General features: G+C 48.0%; 20 protein-coding genes. 6 read left to right on the top strand and 14 right to left on the bottom strand.

Annotation, left to right across the window (positions count from 1 at the left end):
* Positions 1 to 450: 450 nt before the first annotated feature.
* The 10 genes from nth to ACKPVM_RS09565 all read right to left on the bottom strand — a co-directional run bounded on the left by nth (position 451) and on the right by ACKPVM_RS09565 (position 10,600).
* Positions 451 to 1,086: an endonuclease III gene (gene nth / locus ACKPVM_RS09610; protein ID WP_409308817.1), complete on the bottom strand. Its 636-nt coding sequence runs from the start codon at positions 1,084 to 1,086 to the stop codon at positions 451 to 453.
* Entirely contained in the window at positions 1,083 to 1,787 is a 705-nt protein-coding gene (locus ACKPVM_RS09605) for an electron transport complex subunit E (protein WP_409308816.1), read from the bottom strand. The genes nth and ACKPVM_RS09605 overlap by 4 nt, the downstream gene beginning before the upstream one ends.
* A complete protein-coding gene (gene rsxG / locus ACKPVM_RS09600) occupies positions 1,784 to 2,413 on the bottom strand; it encodes an electron transport complex subunit RsxG (protein ID WP_409308815.1) in 630 nt (209 codons plus the stop codon). Before rsxG ends, ACKPVM_RS09605 begins: the two co-directional genes overlap by 4 nt.
* Before the next feature lie 57 nt (positions 2,414 to 2,470).
* Positions 2,471 to 3,526, bottom strand: a complete 1,056-nt coding sequence (gene rsxD, locus ACKPVM_RS09595; RefSeq protein ID WP_409308814.1) for an electron transport complex subunit RsxD — start codon at positions 3,524 to 3,526, stop codon at positions 2,471 to 2,473.
* Complete coding sequence (gene rsxC, locus ACKPVM_RS09590) at positions 3,527 to 5,707, bottom strand: electron transport complex subunit RsxC (RefSeq protein ID WP_409308813.1); 2,181 nt, start codon at positions 5,705 to 5,707, stop codon at positions 3,527 to 3,529.
* Entirely contained in the window at positions 5,700 to 6,278 is a 579-nt protein-coding gene (gene rsxB, locus ACKPVM_RS09585; protein WP_409308812.1) for an electron transport complex subunit RsxB, read from the bottom strand. Before rsxB ends, rsxC begins: the two co-directional genes overlap by 8 nt.
* Entirely contained in the window at positions 6,278 to 6,859 is a 582-nt protein-coding gene (gene rsxA / locus ACKPVM_RS09580; RefSeq protein WP_409308811.1) for an electron transport complex subunit RsxA, read from the bottom strand. Before rsxA ends, rsxB begins: the two co-directional genes overlap by 1 nt.
* Positions 6,860 to 6,996: 137 nt before the next feature.
* Positions 6,997 to 7,212: a transcription modulator YdgT gene (gene ydgT / locus ACKPVM_RS09575; RefSeq protein WP_409308810.1), complete on the bottom strand. Its 216-nt coding sequence runs from the start codon at positions 7,210 to 7,212 to the stop codon at positions 6,997 to 6,999.
* Between the two features lie 154 nt (positions 7,213 to 7,366).
* Positions 7,367 to 8,872: an L-arabinose isomerase gene (gene araA / locus ACKPVM_RS09570; RefSeq protein WP_409308809.1), complete on the bottom strand. Its 1,506-nt coding sequence runs from the start codon at positions 8,870 to 8,872 to the stop codon at positions 7,367 to 7,369.
* Positions 8,873 to 8,920: 48 nt separating this feature from the next.
* Entirely contained in the window at positions 8,921 to 10,600 is a 1,680-nt protein-coding gene (locus ACKPVM_RS09565) for a ribulokinase (RefSeq protein ID WP_409308808.1), read from the bottom strand.
* 373 nt (positions 10,601 to 10,973) lie between these two features.
* Between ACKPVM_RS09565 and ACKPVM_RS09560 the strand changes: the two genes are divergently transcribed.
* From ACKPVM_RS09560 to ACKPVM_RS09535, 6 genes are all read left to right on the top strand, one after another.
* Entirely contained in the window at positions 10,974 to 11,957 is a 984-nt protein-coding gene (locus ACKPVM_RS09560) for an arabinose ABC transporter substrate-binding protein (RefSeq protein ID WP_409308807.1), read from the top strand.
* Positions 11,958 to 12,067: 110 nt separating this feature from the next.
* On the top strand, positions 12,068 to 13,591 hold the full coding sequence (gene araG, locus ACKPVM_RS09555) for an L-arabinose ABC transporter ATP-binding protein AraG (RefSeq protein WP_409308806.1): 1,524 nt from the start codon (positions 12,068 to 12,070) through the stop codon (positions 13,589 to 13,591).
* A gap of 18 nt (positions 13,592 to 13,609) precedes the next feature.
* Positions 13,610 to 14,596, top strand: coding sequence for an L-arabinose ABC transporter permease AraH (gene araH / locus ACKPVM_RS09550; RefSeq protein WP_409308805.1), 987 nt, complete (start codon positions 13,610 to 13,612; stop codon positions 14,594 to 14,596).
* A gap of 149 nt (positions 14,597 to 14,745) precedes the next feature.
* Positions 14,746 to 15,681 (top strand): arabinose operon transcriptional regulator AraC, encoded by a 936-nt coding sequence (gene araC / locus ACKPVM_RS09545; RefSeq protein ID WP_409308804.1) that lies wholly within the window; start codon positions 14,746 to 14,748, stop codon positions 15,679 to 15,681.
* Positions 15,682 to 15,781: 100 nt separating this feature from the next.
* Entirely contained in the window at positions 15,782 to 16,828 is a 1,047-nt protein-coding gene (locus ACKPVM_RS09540) for an oxidoreductase (RefSeq protein WP_409308803.1), read from the top strand.
* A gap of 153 nt (positions 16,829 to 16,981) precedes the next feature.
* Positions 16,982 to 17,980, top strand: coding sequence for a bile acid:sodium symporter family protein (locus ACKPVM_RS09535; RefSeq protein WP_409308802.1), 999 nt, complete (start codon positions 16,982 to 16,984; stop codon positions 17,978 to 17,980).
* Between the two features lie 81 nt (positions 17,981 to 18,061).
* Here the strand turns inward: ACKPVM_RS09535 and add are convergent, their stop codons facing one another.
* The 4 genes from add to manA form a co-directional block, all read right to left on the bottom strand.
* A complete protein-coding gene (gene add, locus ACKPVM_RS09530) occupies positions 18,062 to 19,075 on the bottom strand; it encodes an adenosine deaminase (protein WP_409308801.1) in 1,014 nt (337 codons plus the stop codon).
* Between the two features lie 196 nt (positions 19,076 to 19,271).
* On the bottom strand, positions 19,272 to 20,252 hold the full coding sequence (locus ACKPVM_RS09525) for an arsenic resistance protein (protein ID WP_409308800.1): 981 nt from the start codon (positions 20,250 to 20,252) through the stop codon (positions 19,272 to 19,274).
* Positions 20,253 to 20,341: 89 nt separating this feature from the next.
* Complete coding sequence (locus ACKPVM_RS09520) at positions 20,342 to 21,901, bottom strand: YdgA family protein (protein ID WP_409308799.1); 1,560 nt, start codon at positions 21,899 to 21,901, stop codon at positions 20,342 to 20,344.
* A gap of 59 nt (positions 21,902 to 21,960) precedes the next feature.
* The gene (gene manA, locus ACKPVM_RS09515) at positions 21,961 to 23,142 is read right to left on the bottom strand and encodes a mannose-6-phosphate isomerase (RefSeq protein WP_409308798.1); all 1,182 of its coding nucleotides are present in this window, start codon (positions 23,140 to 23,142) and stop codon (positions 21,961 to 21,963) included.
* Positions 23,143 to 23,317 lie beyond the last annotated feature (175 nt).

The following is a 23,317-nucleotide window of genomic DNA, read 5'->3' as shown; positions in this document are numbered from 1 at the left end:
CGTGATTTTATCTACAGGCAAGTCGACTTACATATTTTGTTACATATGGTTTTTGTGTCATAAAAAATCTGATGATCAATTGTTATGCAGAGTTTAATTTCACACTTTGATTTAACTTTGAATGATTATTTCATTTAAATGATAAGAGGTGTTTCATGAGTGAAATGAACTGAGTTTTTGATATAAATATAGTTTATATGAGTAGGTATTGTTGCATAACTAGTTTTATATTTTGCATATAACGGTATATTTAGTTTGGTTTAAAATTGTTCATTAAGAAAGAGATAGTGTTATCTGAAATAGTTACCACGTGGTAGTAACGTTCACTAAATTTATTCTTGAAAATAATGAATTTACCTTAAAAAGTGGTTATTTGGTGTTTTATACAGTAACAGCGTCGTGTAGGGAGGGAGATACTAACGGTGATAGGGGAACGGCGTAGCACCAAGGCTACGCATACACTTTTTCTTTAAACTCGCAGAGATCTTCTATCAGGCAGGAACCACAGCGCGGTTTACGAGCAATGCAGGTATAGCGACCGTGCAGAATAAGCCAATGATGACAGTCGACTTTGAACTCTGCCGGCACCACTTTCAGCAGTTTTTCTTCAACTTGTTCGACGTTTTTACCCGGTGCAAAACCGGTACGGTTACTGATGCGGAAAATATGGGTATCGACGGCAATGGTTGGCCAACCGAAAGCGGTATTTAAGACTACATTAGCGGTTTTACGACCCACGCCAGGTAGTGCCTCCAATGCGGCACGATCTTCCGGCACCTGACTTTGGTGTTGATCAATCAGAATGCGGCAGGTTTTGATCACGTTTTCCGCTTTGCTGTTATATAAACCGATAGTCTTAATATATTCTTTGATTCCATCGACACCTAACGCCAGCATATCTTCTGGCGTATTGGCGACAGGATAAAGTTTGGCGGTTGCTTTATTAACGCTGACATCGGTAGCCTGTGCTGAAAGCAGTACGGCAATCAGTAATTCAAACGGCGTACTAAACGTTAATTCGGTTGTCGGATGGGGATCGTTAGCACGTAATCGGCTTAAGATCTCGATTCGTTTCGCCCTGTTCATAAGGATTCCCCTGCGGTCTTACCGGCAGTGTTTTTTGGTGTAGTCGCTAAAATAAGTGCTCGGCGTTGTTTCATTTTCTCGTCAATCAAATATTTTGCCGCCAGCAATAAACCTAAACCGATAAAGGCACCCGGCGGTAACATGGCCAGGAGAAAAGGTGTGTCTAAATGAATAACCTCTATTCGTAGGGATTTTGCCCAGCCGCCTAATAACAGATCGGCACCATCAAACAACGTTCCGTTGCCTAACACTTCTCGTAGAGAACCTAAAACAAGCAATGCACTGGTGGCACCAAGGCCCATCCCCAGACCATCGATTGCGGATAAACCGATAGGATTTTTTGAGGCAAAGGCTTCGGCGCGACCAATGACAATACAATTTGTGACAATCAGTGGAATAAAGATACCCAGTGATTGGTATAACCCATAGGCATACGCGTTGATCAACATTTGAACGGCACTCACCACGGATGCAATGATCATGACGTAAATTGGAATGCGAATCTCGGTCGGAACCCAGCGTCTCAGCGCGGATACGGCGACATTGGTACAAACCAGCACGAGTGTCGTAGCGAGCCCAAGCCCCAATGCGTTGGTTGCCGTTGAAGAGACAGCCAGCAACGGGCAGAGCCCCAGTAATTGCACTAGCGCGGAGTTATTCTTCCATAACCCTTGGATGAGCAGGTTTTTGACTTCACTCATGTATTCTCTCCACATGCCGGCAGGGTATTAAGTTTCGATGGCAGCGTTTGTAAGAATAACGCACTACGTTTCACACTATTAATGACGGCGCGCGGGGTGATGGTTGCGCCGGTGAACTGGTCAAACATCCCACCTTCTTTTTTGACTGCCCAACGATCATCGTCGGAGTGTTGTACTTTTTGACCGCTAAAACGAGTTATCCAGTCGGAAATACGAACCTCGATTTTATCACCTAAACCCGGGGTCTCATGGTGTTCAGTCACTCGGACGCCTAAAACATTGCCAGAAAAATCGGCACCAATCAGCAGTTTTATTGCACCCGAATATCCATCAGGTGCTGTACTCTCAATCGCTGCCGCAACGGGAAGGCCATCTTTGCGAGCAATAAAAAGACGATGGGAGGCGGTTGAGCCTAATGCTGAATCGGTGACAAGGTAACATTCCTGCTGTATATCGTTATTATATCTATCTGCAGGAACGACCTGATCCAATAACATTTTTTGTTGTCGCTGCGCTTGTTGGGTAATCGTCGGTCCCGTCAAGCTGTTGACGACGGCGGTTATTGCTGTCGTCAATGCGGCAAATAACGCCAGTGTTGTCGCGTGGCGGCGCATGGTATTAAACATAATAAATAGTATTAAACGTAATAAATGTGAGTAAGCACAGGCATGGCAAACGGATCCTTAGCGATGATGGCCGTAAGCGCGTGGCTTCGTATAGTAATCAATTAGCGGTACGGTAATATTCGCCAGCAATACTGCAAAGGCAACACCATCTGGATAGCCGCCATATGTACGAATCAACCATACCAGCAGACCGATTAATGCACCGAAAATCAGGCGACCCCGATTGGTGGTTGACGCCGTCACCGGATCGGTAGCGATAAAAAATGCGCCCAACATGGTGGCTCCGGATAACAGATGCATTACGGGGGGTGCGCATTTTTCTGGCGACAGTAGCCACCCGATTGACGCACATAGCATCAGGCTGAGCAAGAAACTGACGGGAATATGCCAGCGAATGGTTCCTCTTACCAGTAGAAACAATCCACCGATAAGAAATCCTATATTCACCCACTGCCAGCCGAGGCCCGCCATGCCTGCTGCGAATAGGGGTTGTTGCAGAATGTCCTGAGGCTGTTGACCTGAACGCAATCCCGTTTTAAACGAATCCAACGGTGTCGCCTGGCTGACGCCGTCTACCGTATGCATAAGCTGCTGCACGGTATCGCCCGATGATGTATGACCCGACAAAATGATTTGTAAGGTATCGTAGAAACCGATGGGGAGGGTTTGCAATGGCGCAGGCGGTAGCCAACTGGTCATTTGCACCGGGAATGAAATAAGTAACACCACATAACCAATCATTGCCGGGTTGAATGGGTTTTGCCCCAGACCGCCATATAATTGTTTGGCAATCACGATGGCAAAGGCGGTTCCCATGATAACCATCCACCATGGTGCGAGCGGTGGCAGACTAATGCCGAGTAAGATCGCGGTGAGCAGGGCGGAATTATCGGATAATGCCGCACGAACGTTGAACTTCCTGAGTGACACTGTCACTGATTCTGTTACTAATGCAGTCACCGATGCCAGAACCACCTGAATGAGACTGCCGTAACCAAAAAAATAATACTGCGCTACCATTCCTGGAATACACGCCAAAATGACCAGCACCATAATACGCTGGGTGCGTTGCTGATTATGAGTAAAAGGAGAACTCGCGATTTTGAAAGCCATTTATTCCTCTTGAAACTTTGATGCCATCTGAGCGGCTTTACGCGCTTTCACTCGGGCAATGGCCGCAGCGACAGCGGCTTTACGTGGATCGACAGGTTCATCGTTCATGCTATCGACGCTATCCGATGTTGTGGGCTCGGATGGTTCAGGCGCTGCATCAACAAGTTGAGCGGCTTTACGCGCTTTCACTCGGGCAATAGCCGCAGCGACGGCGGCTTTACGTGGATCGACAGGTTCATCATTCACACTATCGACGCTATCCGATGTTGTGGGCTCGGATGGTTCAGGTGCTGCATCGACACTTTGGGCGGCTTTACGCGCTTTCACTCGGGCAATAGCCGCAGCGACGGCGGCTTTACGTGGATCGACAGGTTCATCGTTCACACTATCGACGCTATCCGATGTTGTGGGCTCGGATAGTTCAGGTGCGGTATCGACACTCTGGGCAGCTTTACGTGCTTTTACGCGAGCTAATGCGGCGGCTACCGCTGCTTTACGAGGATCGACATCATCCGAATGGTTTACACTTTCAACCTCAGTGGTTGCCAATTGTGTTTGTTTTTCGCGAGCCTGGGCCTTGCGTGCCGCTCGGGCGGCAATGGCGGCACGATTATCTGGCTGCTGACCCGGTATGATTTCAATAGCTTCATTCGCAGTTTCACCCGCTTCTTTTTTGCTATGAATTCTTGCCAGTGCCGCTTGTACAGCCTGTTTATCGTTGGTCGATAGATTGGCCGCCGCTTGCTTGTGTCGCTGTGCTCTGGCAATTTTTTCTCGTTCTAGTCGAGCCTGTTTCGCTTCAAAGCGTTGTTTTGCCTGAGCCGCTCGCTGAACTTCTTCGTCAATAGCCCGGATTTCTGCTTTTTCCTGACGATAATATTGCACCAATGGAATATTGCTGGGGCAAACATAGGCACAGGCCCCACATTCAATACAATCGAACAGGTGATGGTTACGGGCTTTCTCATGTTCCAGCCCTTTGCTGAACCAATAGAGTTGTTGCGGTAACAAGCCCGCAGGACAGGCGTCCGCACATCGGCTACAGCGTATGCATGACTGCTCTTCGGCGACAGGTTCTATCTCTGTATAAGATGGTGCTAACAAGCAGTTACTAATTTTGACGATGGGCACATCCAATGACGGAAGCGTAAACCCCATTAGCGGCCCACCCATGATCACCATCGGCTGCTTATTGACGTGGAATCCAGCCTGTTTTAATAAATGACGAACCGGCGTGCCAAATCGAGCCCAGACGTTGCCGGGTTGGCGAAGCGATTCGCCCGTCAGGGTAATCACTCGTTCAGTCATGGGTTCACCGTCAATGACGGCACGCTTAATCGCGAACGTCGTACCGACGTTTTGCATTAAAACGCCAATAGACGCGGAGTGTCGCCCAAACGGCACCTCTTTTCCCGTCAGGATCTTCGTGAGCTGTTTTGCGCCACCGGAGGGATATTTAGTCGGAATAACCCGCAACGCGATATCGTTACGCTGTCGCAGAGCATGACGCAACGCTGCAATTGCTTCCGGCTTATTATCTTCAATCCCGATAAGCGTGTGCTGGGGTTGTAGTAGATAATTAAGGATATCAATGCCTTGTACGATTTCATCCGCACACTCTTGCATCAGTCGATCATCTGCCGTGATATAAGGTTCGCATTCTGCGGCGTTGATAATCAGCGTTTTGATGCCGTGCAGACCGCCTTGTAGCTTTGCGGCGGTGGGAAAGCCAGCTCCTCCGAGACCAGCAATACCGGCCTGATGCAAGAGATTCAGAATACTGTCTATGGAATGATTACGATAATCGACCATACCATGGCGTTCACACCAGCGATCATCGCCATCGGAAGTGATAATAACGCTTAACTCAGACAGGCCGGAAGGATGGGCCGTCATATGCTGACGAATGGCGTAGATTGTGCCTGATGTAGGGGCATGAACCGGAAGCGTCCGTCCCTTACCAATAGTCAACGATTGCCCACGCAACACTTTTTCGCCAACTTTTACACACAGTTCACCCTCAGGGCCAAGGTGCTGTTTGAGGGGAATAATAAATTGTTCAGGTAAAGGAATCTGACGCAACGGAATCCGACTGGATTGTGTTTTCATTTCTGGCGGATGAATACCACCATCGAAATCCCAAATTCGATCTTTTCTGAAGGCGGAAAACAGCTTAAGCATGTTGTTCTACTTGAATAACGCGAACCGGAATAGTATCGAGATCCCATTTCCAGTTAGCGGGGGTCGGCGCGATGGCGCGTAGCTCAATACAGTCTGTCGGGCAGGGCGAGACGCAAAGATCGCAGCCCGTACATAAATCACTGACAACGGTGTGAACGGCTTTGGTACTGCCAATAATGGCATCAACCGGACAAGCCTGAATGCATTTCGTACAGCCAATGCAATTACTCTCATCGATCCATGCAACTTTTCGCTCAGGGTTCAACACGGCGCTATCGCCATTTAGCGGCTGAGGATCGATATTCAGTTTTTCTGCCAGCTTGAGCATCATGGCTTCGCCACCGGGGCCACATTTATTGATGTCCTCACCGTTCAAACAGACGGCTTCTGCGTAAGGACGGCAGCCTGGATAACCACACTGGCCGCATTGACTCTGTGGCAACATGGCTTCGACCTGTTCAACGACAGGATTGCCTTCAACCTTAAAGCGTCGTGAAGCGTAGCCAAGGATAAGACCAAAAAGTAGTGCGAGGGCACTTAGCGTGAGAATGGCAATCCAAATCGCAGTCATCAGAATTTCACCAATCCGGTAAAACCCATAAAGGCCAGTGACATTAAACCTGCGGTAATTAAGGCTATCGAGTTGCCCCTGAACGGTGCTGGCACATCAGAAACGGCAATACGCTCACGAATTGCGGCAAAAAGCACCATGACCAGGGAAAAACCTGCTGCGCCGCCGAATCCATAAATGGTTGACTGAAGGAAACCATGCGACATATTCACATTAAGCAATACCACACCTAAAACGGCACAGTTGGTGGTGATCAAGGGCAAAAAAATGCCGAGTAAACGATAAAGGTCAGGGCTGGCCTTGCGCACAAACATTTCGGAAAACTGTACGACAAATGCCAATACCAGAATAAATGCCATGGTACGCAGATAAATAATATCCAACGGCACTAACACGTATTCATTGATCAACCAGGAAAACATGGAGCCTAATGTCATGACGAACGTTGTTGCCAGCCCCATACCAATAGCCGTTTCCAGTTTTTTAGAAACGCCCATAAATGGGCACAGCCCCAAGAATTTCACCAAAACGAAATTGTTTACCAGGAGGATGCTAACAAATAACAAAGCGTATTCGGTCATTACGATGCCTAAAAAAACAAAACCCGCATATTATCGGGTATTGTCGGGCTTTCGACAACATACTCAAAGTGGGGTTATAGCAGAAAGCCTGATAAAGGACGTGTTTTTAACTCAAAAGGGTTACGCCATTTAAGGTGTTACACCACATAGTGCCATACTGATTTTGGGACGCAGCCTACATCAAAGAGTTTCCCACCGGAGACCAATTCTGCCCGACGGTGGTCAGCCGCACGATACATACTGATAATCTCTTGGCTATCTGTCAGTGAGTAATTGAGATGATCAAAGAGTTTTTCCAGACTTTCCGACGTACTGACTTTTCTGAATTTAAACAAATAATTATGAACGGTCATAGTTAATGAACAACATGGTGATGTAATTGAAGTGATTCAGTATAAGCAAGAGAGAAATGCTGTCCAGAGGTTAATGGTGCTCTGTGATTTAAGCCGGACGCGCTTTGGAATGGAGGAGGCATTATCCGCCTCCTCGCATCATAGTAGGTTATTTTTAATGTGCGCTAAGTTTGTAATAAAGGTCATTCCAGCGTAATGCGTCTTTGAACGCAGGAATACGCGTATCGTTGTCGATAACAAGCAGCTCAATATTCTGCATATCGGCATACAACCGGATATAGTCTAAATCCAGTGCCTGGCTGAATACCGTGTGGTGCGCACCACCAGCCAGTATCCACGCTTCGGCTGCGGTTTCCAGCGATGGCTGAGCTTTCCATATTGCACGTGCAACGGGCAGTTTGGGTAACGGTCGCGGTTGCTCAATGGTATCGACGATGTTAACCAGCATGCGGAAACGATCGCCCATATCGATAACGCTGGCGTTGAGTGAAAGACCGGCTGGCACGGAGAAAATCAGACGGGCAGGGTCGTCTTTTCCACCAATGCCCAAATGCTGCGCATCCACGATGGGTTTTTGTTCCTTGGCGATGCTGGGGCAAACTTCCAACATATGGGAACCGACAACCAGATTGTTGTTATGTTGGAAGTTATACGTATAGTCTTCCATGAATGACGTTCCGCCGGATAATCCACCCGCCATGACTTTCATGATGCGCAGGAGCGCCGCAGTCTTCCAGTCGCCTTCGCCACCAAAGCCATAACCTTGTTGCATTAGACGTTGTACGGCCAGCCCCGGCAGTTGTTTCAGACCGTAGAGATTTTCAAAATCGGTGGTAAAGGCTTTATAGCCGCCTTGTTCCAGAAAGCGTTTCATCCCCAACTCAATCTGCGCGGCGTCTAATAAGTTCTGACGATTGGGACCATGAAGTTTAACGGCATCGGTAAGTTGATAACTTGCCTCGTATTCTTCAACCAGGGTATCGATGTCGCCTTTGGAAACGTCGTCCACGACCGCAACCAGATCGCCTAATCCCCAGGCGCTAACGGAATAACCGAACTGGATCTGGGCACTGACCTTATCGCCTTCGGTAACGGCCACTTCACGCATATTATCGCCAAAACGTGCCAGTTTTAGTTGCTTACTTTCCTGAATGGCCGCGGCGACCCGCATCCATTTAGCGATACGTTCGTGCGCATTTTTATCCTGCCAGTGACCGACTACCACCTGATGAGACTGACGCATCCGGGCACCGATAAACCCAAATTCACGTCCACCATGAGCGGTCTGATTCAGGTTCATAAAATCCATATCCATGGTGTCCCATGGGATTTCCGCATTAAACTGGGTATGAAATTGCAACAGCGGTTTGTTAAGAATACTCAACCCACCGATCCACATTTTGGCGGGGGAAAACGTATGTAACCACGTCAGTAAGCCGATACAGCGATCCTGATAGTTTGCGTCACGGCATAGTGCGGTGATTTCATCAGGCGTTTTAACCAAGGGTTTCAGTACCAGTTTAACCGGGAGCCTTCCACTCTGATTCAACCCTGCGACGACTTTTTCAGCGTTTTCTTTTACCTGTTGTAACGTTTCAGGGCCATACAGGTGTTGGCTACCGATAACAAACCAGACTTCGAGTTGCTTAAAATAATCCATGATGACTCCTGTTTTGATATTCCCCGTGAGGGAAAAAATAAGCGATGGTTAAGCTTTGGCTTTCGGGCTGTAAGCGGGTTCAGCCAGTCGACACCATTGCTGGTAACGTTCATAAAGTTGCTGATAGCGAGCGACGCGCTGGCTATCAGGCATGAGTGTCTGTTCAATACCGCTGGCCATATGGCGCTGTGCAGTAGGGATATCGGTATGTTCGCCTGCGGCGACGGCAGCAAAAATCGCAGCGCCTAATGCACAACACTGATCGGACGCAACAATTTGTAGCGGACGATTCATCACATCGGTGCAAACCTGCATGATCGTGGGGGACTTACGGGCGATGCCCCCCAGAGCCAGAATGTTCTCAACCGGTACGCCTTGCGTTTCAAAGCATTCCATGATGGCGCGAGCACCGAACGCGGTTGCCGCGATAAAACCACCAAAGAGTGTCGCTGCATCGGTGCCGAGATTAAGATCGGCAATCACGCCTTTTAAGCGCTGATTAGCAAAGGGCGTTCTACGTCCGTTAAACCAGTCAAGCACCACAGGCAAATGATCCCACGTTGGATTGTCGGCCCAGGTTTGAGTGAGTCGCTCAAGCAATTTCCCTTCAGTGGCCTGTAGTGTTGTTTTCAGTTCGGGGTGATCGTTGATGGCCTGTTGTAGCGACCAACTCAATAGACGGCTAAACCAGGCATACATGTCGCCAAAAGCGGATTGTCCCGCTTCTAAACCGATATAACCGGGTATCACACTGCCATTGACCTGACCGCAAATGCCGGCAATGGTGCGATCGGCAATGCGGGATTCATCCGCGATCAAAATATCGCAGGTTGAAGTGCCAATCACTTTGACCAACGTATAGGGTTGCGCTCCCGCGCCAACCGTGCCGACATGGCAGTCAAACGCCCCGCCTGCGATGGTGACGGTGTCAGACAGACCAAGCCGTTGCGCCCATTCCGGCGTCAGCGTGCCAACAGGGTGGTCGGCGGTCCAGGTCTCGGTAAACATTGGATATTGCAGGCGTTCAGTGAGGCAGGGATCGAGAGCGTGTAAAAAGTCTTTGGGGGGTAATCCACCCCAATCTGGGTGCCAGAGGGATTTGTGCCCGGCACTACAGCGACCGCGTTTGATTTGCGCTGGTGCGTTTGTTCCAGAAAGTAGGGCTGGCACCCAATCGCAGAGTTCTATCCACGATACGGCAGCCTGACGGACTTGCTGATCTTCACGCGAAACATGCAGGATCTTTGCCCAGAACCATTCGGAAGAGTAAACGCCACCAATATAACGCGTGTAGTCAGGGAATTGCCCGCTGCGACACAGTGTATTGATCGCCTCCGCTTCTTCTATTGCCGTGTGATCCTTCCATAAAACGAACATGGCGTTTGGGTTATTGGCAAATTCAGGGCGCAGGGCGAGAACGTGTCCTTGTTCGTCAATGGGGGCGGGCGTCGAACCAGTGGAATCAACGCCGATACCGATAACCTGTTGGCGTTGCTCCGTCGTTAAACGACTCACTACCACCTTAATGGCTTGTTCCAGCGATTCGATGTAATCCAGCGGATGGTGCCTGAATTGATTATTGGCAGGCTGACAATATTTCCCCTCACGCCAGCGAGGGTAATAGACCACTTCTGTTTCTAATTCTTGCCCGGACTGGCAATCAACCGCCAGGGCACGTACCGAATCACTGCCAAAATCGAGGCCAATCGTAATCGCACCCGTACTCATTGCTCCGCTCCTGTTCAACCTGATTTCATTGCTGTAACGATAGACAGGGGGGCAGAGATGATGTGAGGAGTTGTTAGCTGGAAGTATGCATTTTTCTGTCGCCAGCAGTCATTTTGTGATGATCGTCAAAAGTTAACAACTGGTTAAATTTGCTATATGTATGCACAAACCTGTCGTTGTTCCGGGATGTGATTGCGCTCTCCATTCTTGATGAAAATACCCGCTAAAACATAAAGCGTCTGAATGCTACTGAGTAAAGGTGTGATACTAAGTCTGTGTTTTTCCTTTATCCAGACCTGAAATGCTTTACCGAGAACGATGAGATACATCAGCCTGGCTGGCGTATACAAAGATAACCATATCGGAGAAGATCATGCATAAATTCACTAAGGTGCTAGCGACGATTGGGCTGGCGGCCATTATGTCACAATCAGCTATCGCTGAGACATTGAAGCTGGGATTTCTGGTTAAGCAACCGGAAGAACCCTGGTTTCAAACTGAATGGAAGTTTGCTGATAAAGCAGGAAAAGATCTCGGTTTTGATGTCATTAAAATCGCTGTACCTGATGGTGAAAAAACGCTGAATGCGATTGATAGTTTAGCGGCCAGCGGGGCGAAAGGTTTTGTTATCTGTACGCCAGACCCTAAATTGGGGCCGGCCATTATGGCTAAAGCACGCAGTTATGATTTGAAAGTCATCGCGGTTGACGATCAGTTTGTCAATGCCAAAGGGCAACCGATGGATACGGTGCCATTGGTTATGATGGCGGCGACCAAAATAGGTGAGCGTCAGGGTCAGGAACTGTGGAAAGAAATGAATAATCGTGGCTGGAAGGTGGAAGAAACCGCCGTCATGGCGATTACCTGCGATGAGCTGGATACCTGCCGTCGCCGGACATCTGGTTCGATAGGGGCGCTGAAGGCTGCCGGTTTCCCTGAAAAACAAATTTATCAGGTTCCAACCAAATCCAATGATATCCCCGGCGCATTTGATGCCGCTAACTCTATGCTGGTCCAGCATCCTCAAGTAAAAAACTGGCTGATCGTCGCGTTTAACGATAACAACGTGCTGGGTGGCGTGCGTGCTGCCGAAGGGCAGGGGTTCAAAGCGAATAACGTGATTGGTATCGGTATCAATGGTGTCGACGCCGTGAGTGAATTGTCCAAGAGTCAGGCGACCGGCTTCTATGGTTCACTGCTGCCAAGCCCGGATGTTCATGGATATAAAAGTATCCAGATGCTGAATGAATGGGTAACCAAAAACGTTGAACCAGAAAAATTCACCGAAGTAACGGACGTGGTGCTGATCACCCGCGAAAACTTCAAGGTTGAGCTGGAGAAAAAAGGTCTGATGTAAGTCAGAAAGGACAAGGATGTCCTATCTATTGGATATATTCAGCCAGCCAAAAAATGGCGGAATCGACACTCCACGGGGTAAAGCCGGTGGTTAACCATGAGGAAACGGACATGACAGCACAGTCACCCTATTTGTCGTTTCATGGAATTGGTAAGGAATTTCCCGGTGTTAAGGCACTTTCCGATATTAGTTTTGCCTGCCAAACTGGACAGATCCATGCATTGATGGGGGAAAATGGGGCAGGGAAATCCACGTTGCTGAAGATCCTGAGTGGCAACTATGCCCCCTCTGCTGGGGAAATTCATATTCAGGATAAGCCAGTCCAATTTAATAACACGATGGATGCCCTGAATGCCGGGGTTGCCATTATTTATCAGGAATTACACCTGATACCGGAAATGACCATTGCTGAGAATATCTATCTCGGCCAGTTACCGCATAAATATGGCATGGTCAATAATTCTCTGCTGCGTTATGAGGCAAAACTGCAACTTGAGCATCTGGGATTGGATCTTGATCCCGATACCCCGCTGAAATACTTGTCGATCGGCCAGTGGCAAATGGTGGAAATAGCCAAAGCACTGGCTCGTAATGCCAAAATTATTGCGTTTGATGAGCCCACCAGTTCGCTCTCCGCCCGTGAAATAGAGCAATTATTTCGGGTAATTAGAGAATTACGCAGTGAAGGGCGCGTCATTTTGTATGTTTCGCACCGGATGGAAGAAATTTTCGCGTTGGCCGATGCGATCACCGTGTTTAAAGATGGTCGCTATGTCCGTACCTTCGACGATATGCAGCAGGTTAATCATGAACTGTTGGTACAAGCCATGGTCGGGCGTGATCTGGGGGATATTTATGGCTATTCACCGCGTCCGCATGGCGACGAACGGTTGACGTTGCAAGAGGTAAAAGCGCCGGGCGTTAAATCGACCATTTCTCTGAATGTCCGGCAGGGTGAAATTGTCGGCCTGTTTGGGCTAGTGGGCGCTGGACGTAGCGAGTTGATGAAGGGGTTGTTTGGTGCCACCCGAATAACGGCAGGTAAGGTGTTGCTGGATGGCAAACCGCTGGTGGTGAATTCGCCGATTGACGCTATTCGTCAGGGAGTCATGCTCTGTCCTGAAGATCGTAAAGCGGATGGCATTATTCCCGTCCATTCCGTACGAGACAATATAAACATCAGTGCTCGGCGAAAAAGTGTGAAAGCCGGTTTCATCATCAATAACCAGTGGGAAGAGGATAACGCTTCTCGCCGTATTACGGCGTTGAATATCAAGACACCTTCTGCGGAACAACTGATCATGAACCTTTCCGGAGGGAATCAGCAGAAAGCCATCCTTGGCCGCTGGCTCTCGGAGGAAATGAAAGTGATTCTGCTGGATGAACCGACTCGCGGAATTGACGTGGGAGCCAAGCACGAGATTTACAACGTGATTTATACCTTGGCCAAACAAGGGATTGCGGTGCTGTTCGCGTCTAGTGATTTACCAGAAGTGCTTGGGCTGGCTGACCGGATCATTGTGATGCGTGAAGGTGCAGTCTCTGGTGAGCTTTCACATGACGAGGCCACAGAGCAAAAGGTACTGAGCTTGGCAATGTTACGAACCCCCGATATCGAATCTGCGGTTGCCTGACCGCGAAGGAGCAAAATAATGTCAACGGTTACGTCTGCTACCCCTGAAAAGAAAAAGAATGGTATGGGGATGTCTCGCATTTGGGATGACTACGGCATGCTGGTTGTGTTTGCCGTATTGTTTGTAGGATGCGCTATTTTTGTGCCGAACTTTGCTAGTTTCATCAACATGAAAGGGCTGGGGCTGGCGATCTCCATGTCCGGGATGGTCGCGTGTGGAATGCTGTTCTGCCTGGCTTCCGGTGATTTCGACCTGTCAGTCGCATCGATTATTGCCTGTGCTGGTGTGGCAACGGCGGTGGTAATCAATATCAGTGAAAGTCTGTGGATTGGCGTCGGTGCTGGTTTACTGCTGGGAATGGCGTTTGGTTTGTTAAATGGTTTTGTTATTGCCCGGCTCAAAATTAATGCGTTGATCACCACGCTGGCCACCATGCAGATTGCTCGCGGGCTAGCCTATATCATTTCTGATGGTAAAGCGGTTGGGATTGAAGATGAACGTTTTTTTGAATTGGGTTATGCCAATTGGCTGGGATTGCCCGCACCGATCTGGATCACCGTGGCGTGTATGACGCTGTTTGGCTTATTGTTGAATAAGACCACATTTGGTCGTAATACGTTGGCTATCGGCGGCAATGAAGAGGCGGCTCGTCTGGCCGGGGTGCCGGTCGTGCGGACCAAAATTATCATTTTCGCGCTTTCTGGTTTGGTGTCGGCGGCGGCGGGGATTATTCTGGCGTCTCGTATGACCAGCGGACAACCAATGACGTCCATCGGTTATGAGCTAATCGTGATTTCTGCCTGTGTGCTGGGTGGGGTATCGTTGAAAGGTGGGATCGGCAAGATTTCTTATGTTGTGGCGGGTGTCCTGATTCTGGGAACGGTAGAGAATGCCATGAACCTGTTGAACATTTCGCCGTTTGCACAATATGTCGTGCGTGGGCTGATCCTGCTGGCCGCAGTGATTTTCGACCGTTACAAACAGATGTCGAAGAAAACAGTATAAAAACTTATTTATTTGACTTACCCGCGTAAGCGGGTATTTCTTTCATCCAGTAGACGATGAAACTGTGCCCTGATTAATGGCGATGACGCGATGAAAGCAGGTGTGAAAAAGAGACATTTTGTGATGGCTTAACGTGTTCCGGAGGTTCGATGTATCACCGTATGGCGCATGAATCCCAGTCCAATCCGTTGCTACCGGGGTATTCTTTTAACGCGTACCTGGTTGCAGGGTTGACGCCTATTTTGGCTGAAGGACCGCTCGATTTTTTTATTGACCGACCCGATGGCATGAAGGGATATATCATTAATCTCACCATCAAAGGGCAAGGACAGATTTTTGAGGGTGACGATACGTTCTATTGTAATCCTGGAGACTTGCTCCTATTTCCACCCAAATCAAAACACTTCTATGGTCGCTCACCCAGTAGCGATTGTTGGTACCACCGTTGGGTTTATTTCAGACCTCGCGCCTACTGGGCCGACTGGCTTGAGTGGCATAGTAAAAATTGTGGTGTGGGGCGATTGAGTCTGCCGAATAACCAGTTATTACTGGAGTTTGATCGGTTGTTTGCCAATATTGAGCAAACCCAGCGTTCCGGACGGCGTTTTTCTGAAGAGTTGGGGATGAATCTGCTCGAACGTTTATTGTTAAGAGCAATGGAGGAAGATCCGCAAAGTCCGCAGAAAATCATGGACCCACGCGTTATTGAGGCGTGTCAGTTTATCACCAGTAATCTGGCCGGTGAGTTGCGAATTGATGAAGTGGCGCGACATGTGTGTTTATCACCGTCTCGTCTTGCGCATTTATTTCGTGAACAGGTGGGCATTAACATCTTGCGTTGGCGTGAGGATCAGCGTGTTATCCGCGCCAAATTATTGTTACAAACGACGCAGGAGTCGATTGCCAACATTGGTCGAGTCGTGGGCTATGACGACCAGCTTTATTTTTCCCGAGTGTTTCGCAAACGTGTCGGCGTGAGTCCGAGTGATTTTCGTCGTCGCAGCAGTGAGATCAATTATCCGTCAGCCAAAAATAATGATTCACCGCAATGGGGAAATCATGTTTCTGGTGCAATTGGCGTGTGAACAGGGGACTCAATTAGCCCAAAGAGTGTACGTCCCCTTGGTGCTATACTGAATCAATATGATGAGGTAATGCGGTAAAAAGTCACTAAGGGGAATCTTCATGAGTCATCACGTTCGTGTCGGGTTGCTGGGGTATGGTTACGCCAGCAAAACCTTCCATGCGCCGCTGATCGCCGGGACATCGGGTATGGAATTGGTTGCAGTTTCCAGCAGTAATGCGGATAAAGTGCATGCTGACTGGGCAACATTACGTGTAGAACGTGAACCGCAGACGTTATTTAACGATCCCGATATTGATCTGATCGTTGTCCCTACACCAAATGACACGCATTTCCTACTGGTTCGTCAGGCTTTGGAAGCTGGGAAGCATGTGGTGGTTGATAAACCCTTCACCGTGACGTTGTCACAAGCGCATGAACTGAGTGCGGTGGCCGAACGTACTGGAAAGCTGCTTTCTGTATTTCATAATCGCCGTTGGGATAGTGATTTCCTGACGCTTTGTAACCTGTTGCATAGCGGTACGCTGGGTGACGTGGTTTACATGGAATCCCATTTTGATCGTTTCCGACCTGAAGTTCGTCATCGTTGGCGAGAGGATGGGAGTGAAGGTAGCGGTATCTGGTATGATCTGGCACCGCATTTGATCGATCAGACATTACAGTTATTCGGTCTACCGGTGGCTATTCAGGTCGATATGGCACAATTAAGACCCGGCAGTAAGGCGGTTGATTATTTTCATGCTACGCTGATTTACCCACAGCGCCGGGTTGTATTACATGCCAGTATGCTGGTGGCTGCTGCTTCAGCACGTTATATTGTTCATGGCACTCGCGGTAGCTTTATAAAATATGGTCTTGATCCACAGGAAGAGCATCTGAAAGCTGGCGAGCGTCCACCGGTAGAAAACTGGGGGCAAGATAAACGTGATGGCATACTGACTTTACATCGGGACGGCGTGATGGCTGAACAGGTGGTTCCGACGATACCGGGTAATTATCCGGCTTATTATGCCGCGATTCGCGATGCGCTTAGTGGCAAGGGGGAGAATCCTGTCAGTGTCCATCAGGCAATCAACGTGATGGAGTTAATTGAATTAGGATTGCTTTCTTATCAACAGAAAAAAGTTATGACAGTTAAGAATAGTTAGGTGTCGTGTTGCCAATGGTAGGCATTTGCTGCCCGCCGTTTTTTGTTCTATCGAAAGCGGCGATGTTTCTCACAGATATTGGCGTTTGGTTTAAGCGGGCGATCTTAGGATCGCCTTTACTATTTAATTAAGCAGTAGAAAGGTATACCGATAATGGGATGGTTACAGCGGCTACGGATTGACAGTTTTTTGTTGATATTAACTTTGGTTGTTATTACGGCGTCATTCTTTCCCTGTGAAGGAAATGCCAAAGTTTTTTTTGAGTACTTAACAACGGCTGCCATCGCACTGTTATTTTTTATGCATGGAGCAAAGCTATCTCGTGAAGCCATTACCGCTGGAATGGGGCATTGGCGACTACATCTTGTTGTATTTGCTAGTACCTTTATTCTTTTTCCCTTGCTTGGCATGGGAATGACGATGTTAGTGCCGGTGGTGTTAACACCGACGCTTTATCTGGGCTTCCTCTACCTGTGTGCATTACCCGCAACGGTTCAGTCCGCAATAGCCTATACCTCTATGGCTGGCGGAAACGTGGCGGCAGCGATTTGTAGTGCGTCTGCCTCCAGCATTCTCGGCGTTTTTCTGTCACCGATCCTGGTGGGGTTGTTGATGCATACTCAGGGTGGAGAAACGGATACGTTACATGCTATTGGTTCTATTATTATGCAGTTAATGGTGCCATTTGTAGTAGGGCATCTGTCACGACCGTTGATTGCAAGCTGGGTTGATCGTCACCGTAAATTGATTAACGTGACTGACCGATCATCCATTCTTCTGGTCGTTTATGTCGCCTTTAGTGAAGCCGTGGTGCAAGGAATTTGGGGGCAAATCGATGGATGGTATTTATTGGCGGTGGTGGGATGTTCCATCGTGTTGTTGGGTATCGTGTTGATAGTCAATACGCTGGTGGCCCGTAAATTAGGCTTTAATACTGCGGATGAGATTACCATTGTGTTCTGCGGTTCGAAGAAAAGCCTGGCAAATGGTATTCCGATGGCCAACGTATTATTTCCTGCCGCGGCAGTTGGCGCGATGGTATTGCCATTGATGATTTTTCATCAGATTCAATTGATGGTGTGCGCGGCATTGGCGCAACGCTATGCTAAACAGCATAAACCAACTGAACAAATAATAGGAAGTAGGCAGTAAGCAAGCGCGTTGTCATCACTCTGAAAGCGGCTCAGTAAGCCGCTTTTCTTATCTCATCAGCAACGAGCGCTAGCCGCTAACTTACGATGCTTCACTGCGTTTTAACACTTTTTCACGCAGCTTTTGCTTGTCCTGTTCGCTGATAAAAGCAATATTCAAGCCATTCTCCTGAGCCTGCCGGGTTTCTCTGGCGGTTAACCCAGCCAACGGTGCAGCGATTTCATATTCATGTTTGATTTCAATCCCTTGAACCGCAGGATCGTCGGTATTGATTGTGGCAGGAATACCATAACGCAGGAAATGGATCAGCGGATGTTGATCCAGTGACTCAACCGTACTGGTTTGGATATTGGATGTCAGACACGACTCGATACCAATGCCGTGTTCAGCCATATATTTCATTAATGTGCTATCGATAATCGCGGTAACACCATGCCCAATGCGCTCAGCCTTCAACGTGTTAATGGCTTGCCATATACTCTCGGGGCCTGCCGCTTCACCCGCGTGCACGGTAATACGCCACCCGGCATCGCGTGCCTGACGAAAGTGAGACGCGAAAAGATCGCCGGGATAGCCCAATTCATCGCCAGCTAGATCAAGTGCGGTAATCTGATCGCGATAGGCGAGCAACGCATCTAACTCGTGTTGACAGGCATCGGTACCAAATGTGCGGCTTAGAATGCCAATCAGGCGGATATCAATATCGTGATCGCGACAACCTGCCATCACGCCATCAATGACGGCTTCAACCACGCCCGCAGCGGGGAGGTTATGACTCATCGCCATGTAGTAAGGAGAGAAACGCAGCTCAGCGTAATCCAGCCCAGCGTTGACAGCATCTTCAACGTTTTCGTAAGCAATCCGTCGGCAGGCATCCAGTGAGCCTAAAACGGTTACCCCCCAATCCAGTTTCTGCAAAAAGCTCAGTAAATCAGGTTCATTGTTGGTGATTTGAACATGAGGGCGCAAGGTGTCCAGATCATGGCCAGGAAGAACAACGTTAAACTGTCTCCCCAGTTCCAGAATGCTCTGTGGCCGGATATTACCGTCCAGATGACGATGAATATCGGTCAACGGGAGTCGTGAATCAATCATGATGTGCTCTTTACTAAATTTGATATACCTATCATTTTTCAAGTTGCACATGCGATAACCAGATAGCTGTTGCGCGTTGAAACCGGTTAGGTATTTGTTAGTCGTTAGTACGATGCAGTATAAGAAAAAACGGCAACAAATAATTCATATTGTCGCAAAAAAATCGTTTTTATTTCATTAGAAATCATTAGTGAATCTAATGACTAACGCCTGCTTGTGAGGAATGCGCGTTAAGCCGAGGAATTATCCGGATATAGACCAGCTCGCTTAGTAATTCTATGAGTGTCTGGCTCACAATGATGACCGGCAATAGCGACGTTGCACCGGGCATAGCAAGCGCGATAGGCAAGACAATCAGCGAGTTTCTGGTTCCTGCACTGAATGCCACAGCACGTCCACTGGCGGAATCAAGCCTGAAAAAACGGCCTGCCATCCAGCCAAGAATAGGGGCGACGATAGCGAACAAGAGGTAAAAAGGTAAAACGGATAACACCGAATGCCATGCGTTTTGAAGTTGCGGTATGACTGACGCCACAACAACAAACAACACCAGTGCGGTTGCCGGAACGGGAAAAAAGGATAAACCTGCTGCCAGTCGTCTTATTGATTGTTGTCGCGAACTTCCCCATTGAATGGCGGCGGCCAACAGAAGTGGAGCCGCAATCAACCAGATAAATGCATGTAAAAATGGGGTGAACTGGACAGAGGCAGCGGCTTCCTGGCTGAGAAACAGGCCAAGATAAAGAGGGAGCGCCAACATCTGCACCATTAACAACACCGGTGTAGCCGCCAACAGTCGTGGCGCATCGGCTTGGCCGATTTGAGAGAATGTCACGACATAATCAATGCAGGGAGCAAGCAATACCAACAACATCCCAAATCTAATCATCGGGTTATCGGGTAAATACGGCAGTAAAATCCAAATAAATAGGGGGATCGCAATAAAATTGACGCTCAGTAGCGCAGCAAGAAAGCGCCATTGGGTGAAACTTTTCCCCAACGTCGTCATTGGTACCTGCAAAAACGTGACAAACAGCATGAAGGCTAGCGCCGGATTGATCGCCATATCCAGTGTGGTGGAGTCAGGAATCAATCTGCCAACGAGCGCGGCTAGGACCACCGCCGTAAAATAGATCGCTGTCTGGTGTGTTTCCATTAAGGCCCTGAATGCGTACATAGCGGATCTCGTCGTGATAAAAGAATGCGTTCATAATTTGCACTAATGGCGGCACATTGGCCGCCATTAGCGATTTTCGACGTTAATGATTATGGTGCGGGAATGGGGGATACCGGGTGTTCATGACCACTAGGCTGTGATTCTTCACCTTCTTCTTCAGCCGGTAGACTGATAAATGGGGAAATGAATTCATCTAATGACATTTTCTGACCATTGAAATCAACTTGACCGTCAGCATATTGCAGCGAACTGGTAATAGCGTTGTCTTTGGTCACCGAGAAATGGTTCATTTGACCAATGCTTGCGAACATTTTAGCCCGTTGCATCGCTTCATTATTTGCCTTCTGTTTTTCTTCCTCGGTGGTCGGTTGTTTCGATTCTGACTGCACCATTAATTCTGTCAGCATGGCTAAAGGTATATTCAGCTTAACATCCAGTTTTTTCACTGCTTGCAAAATGACTTTTTCTTTATCCGCTAGCCTGCTATCGGCGACGCTTGCGCTATTTTGCTGTGGATCGGTCAGATCCAATGACAGGGTAAATGTACTTTCGCCTTTGCTATTTTTCCAACTGATAGGGGATATCGTGATCGCTGGGTTTCCTTTCAATAATTGAGGAAGGTGTTGCAGGATCGTGTTGGTCATTTCGTACTGATAAATAGACGGATTAAGATCTCTAGTCTGCTGTAGCAGCTTATTAACATTCTGTTGATAAGCCGTTGCAAACTGTTTTGTACCTTCTCCGTCAAGCTGAGCAATTGTGATATTCACTGCACCAGAACCTAAGTTACGGCCAGCCACCGTGAGTGATTCTAATCCCAACGATAATTTACTCGCTAAGTTTTTGTCATCCTCCGTCACACTAGTTTGCATCGAAACGTTATTTAACGTGACCGGGTCACTTCTGTCGGAAGAAAATGTCATCGATTTAACGGTAACATTGGCGTCGCCTAAATCGAGATCAAACTTACCTTTAGCGTTATTACCACTCAGAGTGAAATCGCTCATCTCGAATTTTTCGGTTCTCTTCCATGGGCCTTTCTTTTCACTCATGAGGTGGCCGATCGTTCCTGAAAGCTTGCTGCTACGTAAATCCTGACCAACAGCCAACTGGAATTCGGCTCCGCTGAAAGTAAACGTTTGATCGTCTTTCTGAAAATCGACAGGGATAAAAGTCACGACAGATTGTGTATCGCCGCTGTAAGCCACGCGCGTTTCCGCCGTCAAAAACGATTTATTCTTCGTTAATTCAAAGACCTCTTTCATTGCTGGTGTGTTAGCAAATTCGGTGTGTACAGAGGCAAGCGCGGGAATTAAGTTGAACGTTTTCAGTTGGGTTAACGGAAAAGGGCCATGAGAGATCGTTTGATTTAGGACTATTTCTTCATCAGGCGTAAGGAATGTCGCGCCTTTTGCCGAGCCATCAGCTTGAAGAACGTAAGAGAATGTACTGGTAAATATGCCGCCTTGATAATCACGGTAAACTATTTTGAGACCCGCATCAGGATAGGTTTCTTTCAACTGGGTATTCAATGTATCGGTAAGGCCATCAAGTTGCTGAGCAAATTGCTTCCCCGTGTACCAGGAAGCACCTGTCCAGATGGCTCCCAAAGCAATAACAATGCCAGTGGCGACTAACGACTTCTTCATTTTAATTTATCCTTTATTAAAAGTTTTGCCCTTGTTTGAGAGCATAACAAAACGATTGGTTAACGAGGTAGGTGATTGAACACCCGAGCAATACATCCTTGTCCCTGAACGTTTATCGGCGATTCATTGGCAGAGATAAAGCAAGATTCTCCGGCTTTAAGTTTGAGTTGCCTATCATTTTTTTGCAGCAACGCCTCCCCGTCAACGCAAAAAATGATAGCAGCGCTACGCTGTGAAAGCGCTTGTGGAGAATCATTCAGGTAGTGCAGAGAAAAGGCAAAATCATCAACAGGAACCGGGAAATTCAGCTCATTTCCTTGCTTGATTGGGGCGGTTAACAATTGTGCCGCCGGCTTTGCTTCGAACTTAACGTTATCGAGTAATTCTGGAATATCAATGTATTTTGGTGTTAATCCCGCCCGTAACACGTTGTCTGAATTAGCCATGACCTCCAGTGCGACGCCGTTTAAATAGGCGTGAGGCGTTTGTGCATATAAAAACATGCCTTGACCGGGTTGAAGGGTAATGACATTCAGTAGTAGCGGGGAAAACAAACCACAATCATCTGGGTAAAAACGAGTAATGTCTCGAATAGTAGCCCAGGGTTCGCCATGTTGACTATTTAATGCGGCCTTGAGCACCCCTAACGCCTGACTTTTCTGCAAACCCGTCATGCTGAGCAGATTAGCAAACAGCATCGCGAGGTGTTTGCTATCTGGCTGTTGCAAAAACGCAGAGATAGAGGGATGTGCACTGGTTACGGGTTGGAGGAGCGTCACAATTTCAGATAATTCTCGAAATCCATTCATGGCCTGAAAAGGCGTCAGTGCGACGACCAATTCTGGTTTGTGATTCGCGTCTTTATAATTTCTTTCTGCCGCATCCAGTGGCATTCCGGCCTTATTTTCTCTGGCAAAACCGAGTTTAGCGGCTGATTTACTGGGGTGAACCTGAATAGACAGCGGTTGTTCGGCGCAGAGAACTTTAAACAGAAAGGGTAATTCACCAAATCGTTGTGCGACGGCTTCCCCTAAATGACCGGATAAGTCCTCTGCGATTATTTCACGGAGGTTATGTTCATGGCCTTTTTCATCAATGACATGGGAACTACTTTTTGGATGAGCGCCCATCCACAATTCCGCCATTGGCAAATTATTCGGATTATCAATGCCATAAAGCTCATTCAGTGCATGTTGACTGCCCCAGGCATAATGCTGGACACGGTTGAGCATTTTTTGCATGTTGGCTCCCGAATGTTATACAACATGTGAGTTAATATAATTTAACTGGTTAAATTAGTTAGAAAACCAGCCAATGATGAATACACTGTATCGCTTCACATCATGGTAATGTTTTGTGTGCCACTATTCCAGAGAGTGAAACTAAGGCTATTCCCCATCCAGAATGCCAGAGAGT

This window comes from Pectobacterium hainanensis, from assembly GCF_046237015.1.
Taxonomy (GTDB): domain Bacteria; phylum Pseudomonadota; class Gammaproteobacteria; order Enterobacterales; family Enterobacteriaceae; genus JBJYIN01.
The sequence above is the reverse complement of the archived record's forward strand: the minus strand, read 5'-3'. Positions and strand labels throughout refer to the sequence as shown.